This is a genomic window from Falsirhodobacter sp. 20TX0035, assembly GCF_028307215.1.
In the GTDB taxonomy this organism is placed as follows: Bacteria; Pseudomonadota; Alphaproteobacteria; order Rhodobacterales; family Rhodobacteraceae; genus Falsirhodobacter.
This window is the reverse complement of sequence record NZ_JAQMHV010000001.1, coordinates 326,416-338,795: the sequence shown is the minus strand read 5'-3', so window position 1 is coordinate 338,795 and position 12,380 is coordinate 326,416. Positions and strand designations below refer to the sequence as shown.

Annotated in this window: 16 protein-coding genes; 4 read left to right on the top strand and 12 right to left on the bottom strand. The window is 67.3% G+C overall.

What is annotated here, in order from left to right:
* Positions 1–22 precede the first annotated feature (22 nt).
* On the bottom strand, positions 23–340 hold the full coding sequence (locus PIJ50_RS01820) for a hypothetical protein (RefSeq protein ID WP_271972175.1): 318 nt from the start codon (positions 338–340) through the stop codon (positions 23–25).
* A gap of 26 nt (positions 341–366) precedes the next feature.
* Complete coding sequence (truA, locus tag PIJ50_RS01815) at positions 367–1,140, bottom strand: tRNA pseudouridine(38-40) synthase TruA (protein WP_271972173.1); 774 nt, start codon at positions 1,138–1,140, stop codon at positions 367–369.
* An 83-nt stretch (positions 1,141–1,223) separates the two neighbouring features.
* Here truA and PIJ50_RS01810 point away from each other — a divergent pair, with 83 nt between their 5' ends.
* Positions 1,224–2,636: a YcjX family GTP-binding protein gene (locus PIJ50_RS01810; protein WP_271972172.1), complete on the top strand. Its 1,413-nt coding sequence runs from the start codon at positions 1,224–1,226 to the stop codon at positions 2,634–2,636.
* Positions 2,633–3,601: a YcjF family protein gene (locus tag PIJ50_RS01805; RefSeq protein ID WP_271972170.1), complete on the top strand. Its 969-nt coding sequence runs from the start codon at positions 2,633–2,635 to the stop codon at positions 3,599–3,601. The genes PIJ50_RS01810 and PIJ50_RS01805 overlap by 4 nt, the downstream gene beginning before the upstream one ends.
* A gap of 19 nt (positions 3,602–3,620) precedes the next feature.
* Here PIJ50_RS01805 and PIJ50_RS01800 read toward each other — a convergent pair whose 3' ends face one another.
* From PIJ50_RS01800 to hemE, 3 genes are all read right to left on the bottom strand, one after another.
* Positions 3,621–4,556, bottom strand: a complete 936-nt coding sequence (locus PIJ50_RS01800; RefSeq protein ID WP_271972168.1) for an MBL fold metallo-hydrolase — start codon at positions 4,554–4,556, stop codon at positions 3,621–3,623.
* A 35-nt stretch (positions 4,557–4,591) separates the two neighbouring features.
* On the bottom strand, positions 4,592–4,987 hold the full coding sequence (locus tag PIJ50_RS01795; protein WP_271972166.1) for a metallopeptidase family protein: 396 nt from the start codon (positions 4,985–4,987) through the stop codon (positions 4,592–4,594).
* 438 nt (positions 4,988–5,425) lie between these two features.
* Positions 5,426–6,451 carry a uroporphyrinogen decarboxylase gene (hemE, locus tag PIJ50_RS01790; protein WP_271972164.1) on the bottom strand — a complete coding sequence of 342 codons (1,026 nt, stop codon included), beginning with the start codon at positions 6,449–6,451 and terminating at the stop codon, positions 5,426–5,428.
* Between the two features lie 86 nt (positions 6,452–6,537).
* On the opposite strand from hemE, the gene hemC reads away from it, so the two are divergent.
* Positions 6,538–7,470: a hydroxymethylbilane synthase gene (gene hemC, locus PIJ50_RS01785; protein ID WP_271972162.1), complete on the top strand. Its 933-nt coding sequence runs from the start codon at positions 6,538–6,540 to the stop codon at positions 7,468–7,470.
* 57 nt (positions 7,471–7,527) lie between these two features.
* Positions 7,528–7,956, top strand: coding sequence for an OsmC family protein (locus PIJ50_RS01780; protein ID WP_271972160.1), 429 nt, complete (start codon positions 7,528–7,530; stop codon positions 7,954–7,956).
* Between the two features lie 52 nt (positions 7,957–8,008).
* On the opposite strand, the gene PIJ50_RS01775 is transcribed toward PIJ50_RS01780, so the two are convergent.
* The 7 genes from PIJ50_RS01775 to PIJ50_RS01745 all read right to left on the bottom strand — a co-directional run bounded on the left by PIJ50_RS01775 (position 8,009) and on the right by PIJ50_RS01745 (position 12,375).
* Positions 8,009–8,788 (bottom strand): succinate dehydrogenase iron-sulfur subunit, encoded by a 780-nt coding sequence (locus PIJ50_RS01775; protein ID WP_271972159.1) that lies wholly within the window; start codon positions 8,786–8,788, stop codon positions 8,009–8,011.
* Between the two features lie 4 nt (positions 8,789–8,792).
* On the bottom strand, positions 8,793–9,083 hold the full coding sequence (locus tag PIJ50_RS01770; protein WP_271972158.1) for a hypothetical protein: 291 nt from the start codon (positions 9,081–9,083) through the stop codon (positions 8,793–8,795).
* Positions 9,083–9,403: a hypothetical protein gene (locus tag PIJ50_RS01765; RefSeq protein ID WP_271972157.1), complete on the bottom strand. Its 321-nt coding sequence runs from the start codon at positions 9,401–9,403 to the stop codon at positions 9,083–9,085. The genes PIJ50_RS01770 and PIJ50_RS01765 overlap by 1 nt, the downstream gene beginning before the upstream one ends.
* Entirely contained in the window at positions 9,403–11,205 is a 1,803-nt protein-coding gene (gene sdhA, locus PIJ50_RS01760; RefSeq protein WP_271972155.1) for a succinate dehydrogenase flavoprotein subunit, read from the bottom strand. Before sdhA ends, PIJ50_RS01765 begins: the two co-directional genes overlap by 1 nt.
* 10 nt (positions 11,206–11,215) lie before the next feature.
* Complete coding sequence (gene sdhD, locus PIJ50_RS01755; RefSeq protein ID WP_271972154.1) at positions 11,216–11,587, bottom strand: succinate dehydrogenase, hydrophobic membrane anchor protein; 372 nt, start codon at positions 11,585–11,587, stop codon at positions 11,216–11,218.
* A 9-nt stretch (positions 11,588–11,596) separates the two neighbouring features.
* A complete protein-coding gene (sdhC, locus tag PIJ50_RS01750) occupies positions 11,597–11,980 on the bottom strand; it encodes a succinate dehydrogenase, cytochrome b556 subunit (RefSeq protein WP_271972153.1) in 384 nt (127 codons plus the stop codon).
* A 191-nt stretch (positions 11,981–12,171) separates the two neighbouring features.
* Positions 12,172–12,375 carry a DUF1737 domain-containing protein gene (locus PIJ50_RS01745; protein ID WP_271972152.1) on the bottom strand — a complete coding sequence of 68 codons (204 nt, stop codon included), beginning with the start codon at positions 12,373–12,375 and terminating at the stop codon, positions 12,172–12,174.
* Between the last annotated feature and the right edge of the window lie 5 nt (positions 12,376–12,380).

The following is a 12,380-nucleotide window of genomic DNA, read 5'->3' as shown; positions in this document are numbered from 1 at the left end:
AGGGCGGGGGGAAACCCCGCCCTTATTCCACCTTCACGGCGGTGTAATGCACCAGATCGAACTGGATGTTCACCGCCAGCGCGGCCGGGGCCTTCACCTGCGGGCGGATCACCTCGGCCAGCCGCTTTCCAAGTTCCGCCGCATAGGCGTCGTCACGATGGGGTTTCGGCAGCAGCGACAGGCGCAGAAGGACGTGGCTGTGGTGATGGTCGGCCACCGGATGGGCGCGCCCCTTGCAGACGCCCGCGCCGCTGTCAAAGGCGGCGATCGTGCGTTCGATGGCGGGCAGGATGTCGGTCAGGGTCTGGTCGGTCGTGAAATACAGGTCGGCCTGCGGCATGAGTGTCTCCTCCTCAGTTTGCGGGATCAACCCTGGAACGGATCGACGGGATAGCCAACCCCCGTCAGGTACAGCCCCTGCGGCGGACAGACGGGTCCGCAGGCGGCGCGGTCCCTTGCCTCCAGCGCGTCGCGAACGCGGTCGGGATGCCAGCCGCCCGCGCCCACCCGTTCCAGCGTGCCCACGATGGACCGGACCTGGTTGTGCAGGAAGCTGCGCGCGCGCAGGCGGAAGCGGTATTCGACGCCCGCGTCCAGCGCCACCTCCTCGATCGTGATCTCGTCGATGGTCTTCACGGGCGATTTCGCCTGGCACATCGTGCTGCGGAAGGTGGTGAAGTCGTGATGCCCCACCAGATGCGCCGCCCCGTCGCGCATGGCCTGCGCGTCCAGCCGGTGCGACACCTGCCACGCAAGGCCCCGGTCATGCGTCAGGGGCGCGCGGCGGGCGATCAGCCGGAACAGGTAGCGCCGTTCATGCGCCGAGAAGCGGGCATGAAAGTCATCCGGCACGGCGGCGCAAGCCACCACGGCCACCGGCAGGGGCTTCAGGTGATGGTTCAGCGCCCCGGCCAGCTTGAAAGGATCCCAAGGCTTTGTCAGGTCGCAATGGGCCACCTGTCCTGTGCCGTGCACACCAGTGTCCGTCCGGCCCGCCGCCGCGATAGTGTGGGGGCCGGGCTCCAGCCGGGCCAGCGCGTCCTCGATCGCGCCCTGGACCGAGGGCTGGCCCTGCGCCTGCCGCTGCCAGCCGTGGAAGGGGCCGCCGTCGTAATCGATTTTCAATGCGTATCTGGGCATGGGCTTTCGCCTAGCACCAACCGCGCGCCCTACACAAGCGCCGCGCAGGGGCCTACATCAGACCGGCAACCGGAGAAACGTACTTGGCCCTATCGACCCTGACCGACACCGTCACGCGCCGCGTGGAAGGCACGATCTCCAGCGTCGGGGGGCTGTTCGGCGATCCGGTGATCCGGCTGGGCGTTACGGGCCTGTCGCGGGCGGGCAAGACGGTGTTCATTACCGGCCTTGTCGCGAACCTGCTGGACCGGGGCCGGATGCCCCAGCTGAAGGCTGAGGCCGAGGGCCGGATCGAAAGCGTCTGGCTGCAACCCCAGCCCGACATCACCCTGCCGCGCTTCGAATACGAGGCCCATCTGGCCGCCCTGACCGGGGACGATCCACGCTGGCCGGACTCCACCCGCTCCATCTCCGAACTGCGGCTGTCGTTCCGGGTGCGGCCGTCGGGGATGTTCAGCGGCCTGCAAGGGATGCAGACGGTGCATCTGGACATCATCGACTATCCCGGCGAATGGCTGCTGGACCTGGCCCTTCTTGATCGCAGCTTCGAGGAATGGTCCGACGCCACCTTCGCCCGCATCGCGAAACGCCCGCAGGCGCGGGACTTCCTGGCCACCGCGCGGGCCGAGGACGGGGCCCTGCCGCTGAACGAGGCCCGCGCGCTGGCGCTGGCGGAAAGCTTCACCGCCTATCTGAAGATGGCGCGCAAGGACGGCTATTCCGACTGCACGCCGGGGAGGTTCCTGCTGCCCGGTGATCTGGCCGGTTCGCCCGTCCTGACCTTCGCACCCCTGCCCAAGCCGTCAGAGGCCGGGCGTGGCACGCTGTGGCACGAGATGGCCCGGCGCTACGAAGGCTACAAGGACAAGGTGGTCCGCCCCTTCTTCCGCAACCATTTCAGCCGGATCGACCGGCAGGTGGTGCTGGTGGACGCGCTGACCGCGATCCATGACGGCCCGCAGGCGCTGGAGGATCTGCGCCGCACCATGGCCGACATCCTGACCGCCTTCCGCCCCGGCGCGAACAGCTTCCTGAGCCAGATCCTGCTGGGCAAGCGGGTGGAACGCATCCTGTTCGCCGCCACCAAGGCCGACCACGTCCACCACGCCCAGCACCCCCGCCTGACCGCCATTATGGAGGCGCTGCTGCGCGACGCCCGCGACCGCGCCTCTTTCGCCGGGGCACGGACCGAGGCGATGTCGCTCGCCTCCCTCCGCGCCACGGTGGAGGAGGAGATCACCCGCCACGGCGAGGTGCTGGAGGCCGTTCGCGGCCGCCTGCCCGACAACCGCCAGGTCGCGATGTATCCGGGCGAACTGCCCGCCGATCCCGCGCGCCTTCTGTCCCCCGCGCGCGAGGGGGTGGAGAAATGGCTGGACGCCGAGTTTTCGATGATGAGCTTCGCCCCCGCCCGCAGCACCCTGCGCCCTGGCGAAGGCCCGCCCCACATCCGCCTGGACCGCGCGGCCCAGTTCCTGATCGGAGACCGCCTATGAAGAAGCCCGTTGTTCTGGACTGGGAAGAGCCCGCCGATCCCGCCCTGGCCGCCCCCGTCCCCGAGGACAGCGAGGGCGCGCTGGCCGTCGCGATCCGCGTGGGGGCGAAAAAGCCGTCGGGATTGTGGAAGTTCGCGCTCTGGGCCTTCGGAACGGCGGGCGGGTTCATCCTGTCGGTCGCGGCCTACGACTTCATCGACTCCCTTCTGAACCGGAACACGGTGCTGGGGCTGGTGGCCTTCGTGCTGATCGGGCTGGCGATCCTGGCCGCCGTGATGCTGGCCGGGCGCGAGGCGTTGTCCTATTTCCGGCTGGCGCGGCTGGACCATCTGCGGCTGGCGGTGGACGCGGCGCGGGCCAAGGGCGACGTGAAGGCCGCGCGGTCCGCCAGCGGGGGCATCGCCGCCGTCTATGCCCCGCACCATCCGCAGGCCGTGGCCCGCCTGCGCGAACGTCAGGACGAGACGTTCGACGCCGACGCCCTTCTGGACATGACCGAGACCGAGCTGCTGGCCCCGCTGGACCAATACGCCCGGCGCGAGATCGAGCGGGCGGCCCGGCAGGTCGCCATCGCCACGGCACTGGTGCCGCTGGCCCTGGCCGACGTGGCGACGGCCCTTTTCGCCAACCTGCGCATGGTGCGCCGCATCGCCGAGATCTATGGCGGGCGGTCCGGCACCGTTGGCAGCCTGAAGCTGATGAGCCGGGTGTTCAGCTATCTGGTCGCCACCGGCGCCTTGGCGGTGACGGACGATCTTGTGCATTCGGCGGTGGGCGGGGGCCTTCTGTCCCGCGTGTCGCGCCGGTTCGGCGAAGGGATGATCAACGCCGCCCTGACCGCGCGCATCGGCGTGGCGGCGATGGAGCTGTCGCGCCCCATGCCGTTCCACACCGCCCCCCGTCCGCGCATCCCGAACCTGTTGTCGCGGGCGCTGACGGGGTTGTGGGAAAAGGACGCCGAGTGATCCGGCGTCCTTCGGGATCTTACTCCGCCGCCAGTTCGAACTGGTAGGTTTCGGGCATGAAGCGATAGCCGTCCTCGGTCTTAGCCACATAGCCCACGGCGGGGAAGGGCATGTGATGGCCGATGAAGGGGATGCGTTCCTCGGCCAGCATGGCCAGCACCTTCTTCCGGCTTTCGATCGCCAGGGGCTTGTCCATGTCGAAGCGCACTTCCCATTCGGGACGCGCGAGCGACCAGACGTAGTGGTTCGCCGTGTCCGCCGTCAGCATCAGCCGCTGGCCGCCATCTTCCGTCAGCATGAAGGCCATGTGTCCCGGCGTGTGGCCGGGGACCAGCATCGCGCGGATGCCGGGCACGACCTCCTCGCCATCCTCCAGCAGGCGGAAATCGTCGATGAAGGGGCGCACCTTGGCCTCGAACGTCTCGTTCCCGGCCTGGGACCAGTGGGCCATCTCGGCCTTGCCGGTCACCAGATCCACGTCGGGGAAGGTCAGGGCGCCATCGGCCGACAGGCCGCCGATGTGATCGCCATGCATGTGGGTGATGACCACGGTGCGGATCGTTTCCGGCCCCATGCCGGCGCTAGCCAGCGCGGCCTTCAGCCCTTCGGGGTTCAGGCCGGTGTCGAACAGGATCACCGCGTTGCCCGCTTCCACCACCACAGGGCAGAAGTTGCCCATGGCGCGGTCGGACGGGATGAAGTTCTCGCGCGACAGGGCCACGAACTCCTCTTCCGAAGCGTTCAGGCCAAAGGTGCCGTGCGGGTTGTCGCTGGGCGACCGGCCGGCCAGCAGGACCGTGATCCGCATGGAGCCCAAGGGAAAGCTGTGATGCAGCGGCATGGCGGGGGCCTCCGGCGTCGGGGTGGCCGTCTGGGCGGCCAGATGGGCGGGAACAAGGGCGGCCAGGGGCAGGGCGGCCCCGGTCGTCAGGGCGGCGCGACGGGTGATGGTCATGATCTCTCCTCCGGGTGGGTCGGGGAAAGGATAGCCTATTCCCACCACGGGTCTATGGCGGCGATGTCATCGTCGGACCAGCCGAAGTGGTGCGCCAGTTCGTGCACCATCACATGCGTGACCAGTTCGCGCAGCGTCACGTTCCCGCGGTCCACCCATTCGTCCAAGATGGGGCGGCGAAACAGGCGGATCAGGTCCGGGCCCATCGGCTGGTCCATCACCGACTTTTCCGTCAGCGGAATGCCTTCATAAAGGCCGGTCAACTCGTAAGGATCGGCGATCTCCATCTCGGCCAGCAGGGCCTCGGATGGGAACTCCTCCACCACGAGGACGACGCTGCGGGCCGGGCCCTGCCAGGCGGGGGGCAGGCCCTCCACCGCCTCATGGGCGAGGGCTTCGATCGTGTCGAGGTCGGGTGCGGTCTGGTCCATGAGGGCAGTGTGGCATGGTGGCGGGGGAAAGGCCAATCCTGTCGTCGCGCCGAGGGGCGCCTGACATGTGTGACGCCCTGTGCGGGCAGACGCGAACAGACGCGGCCGAAGTTGCAGGCCGCCCATAAGGCACTCGTGTATGTCCCGCAGGAGTGGTGTTCCCTGAGGGTTAGCGCGTCGGTTAGGTCGCTCGTGGCATGGCTTTGTCTGACGGCATGATGCAGATCCCGGGCGACATTCCGGGCGCGTGGGTCGTGCCACCCCCGGGTGACGACATCCACGTGCGGATGGCATGGCGGGTCGGGCATGAAGGCCGGCCCGTGTGGCGGCATCTGCGATGTCGCTGAGGCTTGAGGCGCCCATCAAGGCCAGGCGGCGATGCCGAAGGCGGCGCGCCCACCGCCACGCCCGTGGCAGCGGTAGCGCCGGCGTTCGGCCTCAGCCGCGGACGGCGGCCAGCATCCGGTGCACGTTGTCGGGATCGGCGTCGGGGGTGATGCCATGCCCTAGGTTGAAGATGTGCGGCCCGTTGCGGAAGGCCGCGACGATGCGCTTCGTCTCGGCCTCCAGATGCGTGGGATCGACCAGATGGTGCGGCGCGAGGTTGCCCTGCACGCAGCCCGCCACCTGCACCTGCGCCGCCGCCCAGTCCGGCTGGACAGAGTTGTCGAGCGCCACGGCGTCGGCACCCACGGCCTGCGCGAAGCCCACATAACGCTCCTTGGCCTCGCGCGGGAAGGCGATCACGGGCAGGGTGGGGTGGCGGCGCTTCAGCTCGGCGATGATGGTCTTGGCCGGGGCCAGCGCGAAGTCGTCGAAATCGGCGCCTTTCAGCGATCCGGCCCAGCTGTCGAACAGCTTGATGACCTCGGCCCCCGCGCGCACCTGGCAGTCCAGGTATTCGATCGTGGCTTCCGTGATGCGGTCGATCAGCGCCTGGAAGGCCGGGCGGTCCGTGTCCTTCAGTCGATGCGCGGGCCCTTGGTCCGGCGTGCCGCGGCCCGCGACCATGTAGGTGGCCACCGTCCAGGGCGCGCCGGCAAAGCCGATCAGTGTCACCGGATCGGGCAGTTCGCGCGACAGGATCTTCACCGTTTCATAGACGGGGGACAGCGTGTCGTGGATCGTGTAGGTCGGGCGCAGGGCCTGAACGCCCGCCATGTTGGTGATCGTCGACAGGCGCGGCCCTTCGCCCTGCACGAAGCGCAGGTCCAGCCCCAACGCCTGCGGGATCAGCAGGATGTCGGCGAACAGGATCGCCGCGTCGAAGCCGTAGCGGCGGATGGGCTGCAACGTCACCTCGGCCGCAAGGTCGGGGGTGTAGCACAGGGACAGGAAATCCCCCGCCTGCGCCCGCGTCGAGCGGTATTCGGGCAGGTAGCGCCCGGCCTGACGCATCATCCAGACGGGCGGCGTGGGCAGGACCTCGCCCGCAAGGGCGCGCAGGATCGGCTTGTCGGTCATGGTCGGATCTCCTTCGGGCCCATCTCGGGGGGTGGGCGGGCAGAGTCAAGGTTGCCCGCCCCCTTCCGGCACGGTAGATGGAGCGCATGACCCAGATGCCCACCCCTGACGCGCCGCTTCGCATCGGCACCCGTGGATCGCTTTTGGCCCTGGCCCAGGCGCATGAAACGCGCGACCGGCTGGCGCAGGCGCATGACCTGTCGCCCGACGCCTTCCAGATCGTCCCGATCAAGACGACGGGCGACCGCGTGCAGGACCGCGCCTTGCGCGAACTGGGCGGCAAGGGCCTCTTCACAAAGGAGATCGAGGAGGCGCTGCTGGACGGCACCATCGATCTGGCCGTGCACTCCATGAAGGACATGCCGGTGGAACAGCCCGTGGGCCTGATCCTGGACACTTGGCTGCCGCGCGAGGATGTGCGGGACGCCTTCATCGCCCCCGGTCCGGGCGGCATCGCCGACCTGCCGCAGGGCGCAGTCGTCGGAACGTCAAGCCTGCGGCGCCGGGCGCAGTTGCTGGCGCGGCGCCCCGACCTTCAGGTGGTCGAGTTCCGCGGCAATCTTCAGACCCGGATGCGCAAGCTGGACGAAGGCGTGGCGCAAGCGACGTTCCTGGCCATGGCGGGCCTGAACCGGCTGGGGATGGCGGTGGGCCAAAGCCCCATCGCGCCCGAGGACATGCTGCCCGCCGTGGCGCAGGGCGCCATCGGGATCGAACGTCGGGCGGCCGATGACCGCGTCGCCGCCATGCTGGCGGCAATCCACGATGTGCCGACGGCCGCCTGCATTCAGACGGAGCGCGCCTTCCTTGCCACGCTGGACGGGTCCTGCGAAACGCCGATTGCGGGGCTCGCCTTGCTGGAGGACGGCGGGCTTTGGCTGCGGGGAGAGATCCTACGCCCCGACGGGACCGAGGTGCTGGCGGGCGAGCGTCGCGGCCCGGTCGCCGACGGCCCCTGGATGGGCGAGGATCTGGCCCGCGATCTCCTCTCGCGCGCAGGTGATCGGTTCTTCGGTTGAAAGGCCGAAACGCCGGTCTAGCTGCCTGATCCGTATCCCCATGCGAAGGAGACGATCATGGCTATCGTGAAAAAAGGCTCGGCCCAGTGGTCCGGCGGCATCAAGGACGGCAAGGGCACCATCTCCACCGAGAGCGGCGCGCTGAACGCGCAGCCCTACGGTTTCGCCATCCGGTTCGAAGGCGTGAAAGGCTCCAACCCCGAAGAGCTGATCGCCGCCTCCCACGCGTCCTGCTTCACCATGGCGCTGTCGCTGGTTCTGGAAAAGGCCGGCTTCAAGGCCGACAACATGGACACGGTCGCCGCCGTGACGCTGGACAAGGACGGCGAAGGCTTTGCCGTCACGAAGTCCGAGCTGACGCTGAAGGCCAGCATTCCGGGCATCTCGGAGGATGAGTTCCAGAAGGCGGCTGCGGACGCCAAGGCGAACTGCCCGATCTCCAAGCTTTTGAACGCCGAGATCACGCTGAACGCCTCGCTGGTGTAAAAACGTCGGCCGCAAGGCAAAACCCCCGCCGGTTGGCGGGGGTTTTTTCGTTTCAGACGACCCGTTCGACGATCATCTTCTTGATTTCGGCGATGGCCTTCGCCGGGTTCAGACCCTTGGGGCAGGTCTTGGCGCAGTTCATGATCGTGTGGCACCGATAGAGCTTGAAGGGATCCTCCAGCTCGTCCAGACGCTCACCCGTGGCTTCGTCCCGGCTGTCGATGATCCAGCGATACGCGTGCAGCAGCGCCGCCGGACCCAGATAGCGATCCTGGTTCCACCAGTAGGACGGGCAGGCGGTGGAGCAGGAGGCGCACATGATGCACTCGTACAACCCGTCCAGCTTCTTGCGGTCGTCGATCGACTGGCGCCATTCCTTGGCCGGGCGGTTCGTCTTGGTTTCCAGCCACGGCATGATGGAGGCGTGCTGGGCGTAGAAGGTCGTCAGGTCGGGGATCAGGTCGCGGACCACCGGCATGTGGGGCAGGGGGTAGATCTTCACGTCGCCCTTGATCTGGTCCAGACCGTAGATGCAGGCGATGGTGTTGATCCCGTCGATGTTCATCGCGCAGGACCCGCAGATGCCTTCGCGGCAGGACCGGCGGAAGGTCAGCGTGGGATCGATCTCGTTCTTGATCTTGATCAGCGCGTCCAGGACCATGGGGCCGCACTTGTCCATGTCTAGGAAGTAGGTGTCGACCCGCGGGTTTTCCCCGTCCTCGGCGCTCCAGCGATAGATCTGGAACTTGCGGACATTGGTCGCGCCCTCGGGCTTCGGCCAGGTCTTTCCGGTGCGGATCTTGGAGTTTTTCGGCAGTGTGAACTGAACCATAGGATCATCCCCTCCAATCAGGGCGCTCGTATAGCGGACGCGTCGGCATCTCGCCCGATTTGTTGTAGACGCAGGTCTGGTAGACGGCTGCCGGATCGCGTCCCATGAAGAAGTCCGACGACGCGTTGATCTCGACGCCGGTATAGGTGTGGCCGCCCGAACCCGTGCCGATTTCCACGTAGCCGCGCGGATGCAGGGCGAGTTCGGCGCGGCGGAAGCAGGCGGCTTCGGCATCCTCGCGCGGGATCGGCCCGCAGGCCGCCACCGCCAGAAGAAGAAGCGCCGCGGCCCGCATCAGTAGCTCAGCCCCGTCAGGGCGGGCACGCCCTGTGAACCAAGGCACTGCACCGTCGAGGGCCGGGACAGGATCCGCGCCACGACCTGCACCGTGGTGGTGCCGGCGCGCGTGCCGATGTCGCGGGCCAGGGTGGAGATCTCGCCCGCGTCGGCGTTGTCGATGACGCAGTTGGTCGCCGCCTCGGCCTGCCCGGATGGCATGTATTGTGCCACGACCGGGTTCACAACCGACCGGGCCGCACTGCGTGCGACATTGTCGGCCACCGTCTGCGGAGAGCAGGCGGCAAGCATCAGGGCAGAGGCGACGATCCGGCGCATCAGTAGACCCGGGCCTTCGGCGCGATCTTCTTCAGATCGATCCCGCCATCCTCGAACGCGGTCAGCGGGTCCAGACGCACGGGACGGTAGTCCAGCCGCACGTCGTTCCCGTCAACCCAAGCCAGGCTGTGCTTGCGCCAGTTCACGTCGTCGCGGTCCGGATAATCCTCGTGGGCGTGAGCGCCACGGGATTCCTTGCGCGCCTCGGCACCCACCACGGTGGCCAGCGCGTTCGGCATCAGGTTCGCAAGCTCCAGCGTCTCCATCAGGTCGGAGTTCCAGATGAGGGTGCGGTCGGTCACCTTGATGTCGGCCATCTTGGCGGCGATTGCCTTCATCTTGGCCACGCCTTCGGCCAGCGTCTTGTCCGTGCGGAACACGGCGGCGTCGGCCTGCATGGTGCGCTGCATCTCCAGCCGCAATTCGGCGGTGGGGGTGCTGCCGTTGGCGTTGCGGAACCGGTCGAACCGTTCGAAGATCGCGTCAACCGCGGCCGTGTTCAGCGGCTCGTTCCGCTCCTTCGGATCCACGACCTCGGCCGCGCGGATGGCCGCGGCGCGTCCGAAGACCACGAGGTCGATCAGCGAGTTCGAGCCGAGGCGGTTCGCCCCGTGCACGGAGGCGCAGCCGGCCTCACCCACGGCCATAAGGCCGGGAAGGGTCGCGTCCGGGTTGTCCGCCGTCGGGTTCAGCACCTCGCCCCAGTAGTTGGTGGGGATGCCGCCCATGTTGTAGTGGACCGTCGGCAGGACCGGGATCGGTTCCTTCGTCAGGTCCACGCCGGCGAAGATGCGCGCGGATTCGGAAATCCCCGGCAGGCGTTCGTGCAGCGTTTCCGGCGGCAGGTGGTTCAGGTGCAGGTGGATGTGGTCCTTGTGTTCGCCCACGCCGCGGCCTTCACGGATTTCCAGCGTCATGCAGCGCGAGACCACATCGCGCGAGGCCAGATCCTTGTAGGTCGGGGCGTAGCGTTCCATGAACCGCTCCCCTTCCGAGTTGGTGAGGTAGCCGCCTTCGCCGCGCGCGCCTTCGGTGATCAGGCAGCCCGACCCGTAGATGCCGGTCGGGTGGAACTGCACGAACTCCATGTCCTGCAGCGGCAGGCCCGCGCGCGCCACCATCCCGCCGCCGTCGCCGGTGCAGGTGTGGGCCGAGGTCGCGCTGAAATAGGCGCGGCCATAGCCGCCCGTGGCCAGCACCACCATCTTGGCGTTGAAGACGTGCATCGTGCCGTCATCAAGCTTCCACGCCACGACGCCCGTGCACTTGCCGTTCGTCATGATCAGGTCGAGCGCGAAGTACTCGATGTAGAACTCGGCGTTGTGCCGCAGGGACTGGCCGTAGAGCGTATGCAGGATCGCGTGGCCGGTCCGGTCGGCGGCGGCGCAGGTGCGCTGCACCGGGGGGCCTTCGCCGTATTCGGTCGTATGACCGCCGAAGGGCCGCTGGTAGATCTTGCCCTCTTCCGTGCGGGAGAAGGGGACGCCGTAATGCTCCAGCTCGTACACGGCCTTGGGGGCTTCACGCGCGAGGTATTCCATCGCGTCGGTGTCGCCCAGCCAGTCCGACCCCTTCACGGTGTCGTACATGTGCCATTGCCAGCTGTCCGGACCCATGTTCGACAGCGACGCGGCGATGCCGCCCTGGGCCGCCACGGTGTGCGAACGGGTCGGGAAGACCTTGGTCACGCAGGCCGTGCGCAGGCCCTGTTCGGCCATGCCCAGGGTCGCGCGCAGGCCCGCGCCGCCGGCGCCGACCACGACCACATCGTATTCATGGGTTTCGTATTCGTAAGCAGACATCGCTTTTCCTTCAGAGCGCAAGCTTGACCAGCGCGAACAGCACCAGCCCGATGCAGACATAGCTGAACGCCGTCGACAGCAGGATCAGCGAGATCCGCAGCTTGGCCTTGGTGTAATCCTCGAACATGACCTGCGCGCCGTTCTTGAAGTGGATCAGGCCCACGATCATCGTCAGCGCCGCGATCACGACCGGCAGGGGGCGCGAGTAGTATTCGACCGCGTCCTCATACTCCATCCCCAGCGCGTGGCCGAAGGTGAAGATGAACAGCGGAACCAGAATCACCAGCGCGGCCGAGGAGACCTGCGTGTTCCAGTAGTGATGCGCGCCGCTGTGGGCCGAGCCGTGGCCGTGGACGCGCTTGTAGTCGGTCAGGTAACGCATAATGCCTCCTTACAGCGCGATCAGCGTGATGAGCGTCAGGACGACGGAGCCCACGAGGCAGACGATGCCCAGCATCTCGGCCTTCTTGATCTCCAGCGCGTAGCCGCGGTCCCAGATCAGGTGGCGGATGCCGGCGAGGAAGTGGTACCACATGCCCAGAAGGGACAGGGACATCACCAGATCGCCGAACCACGAGGTGATGAAGCCGTTCGCGGTCTCATACGCCTCTTCGCCCAGGGCCGCAGCCATCAGCCACCACACGATCAGCGCCACGGCCACCATCATCGCGTTGCCCGTGATTCGCGTCAGGATCGAGGTGATGGAGGTGATCTGCGGGCGGTAGATCTGAAGATGGGGGGAAAGCGGTCGCTGAACCCGTTTCGCTTCAGCCATGTTCGAACCCTTCTTGTGCTTGCACGCCCGCAGGACTTCAAAGGGGGGCGGGCTGGCTGGTTTTCGCAATTCCGTCATATACGATTGTACGCCAAAGTCACGCGGACAGAAGCCCCTCTTCGCCCATTTGATGGGCAAAGAGAAAGAAAAAGGCTGATGTGATCACGGACATGAAGCCCGTGATCACGGACTTACTGTTCGCCCAGCTTGGTGTCCGGCGTATAGGTTCCGGGCGCGTCCTTCACCACGGCCTGACCGCACCGCATCACGCCCCGAGCGGCGTCGAAGGCATAGGTGGGGCTGCCGTAAAGCTCCCACCCCTTGTTCAGGGCGGCGGTCACCTTGTGGCAGAAGGCGGAGGTGTCATCCTCGGTCAGCAGGCGGTAGAGCTTCATGGATC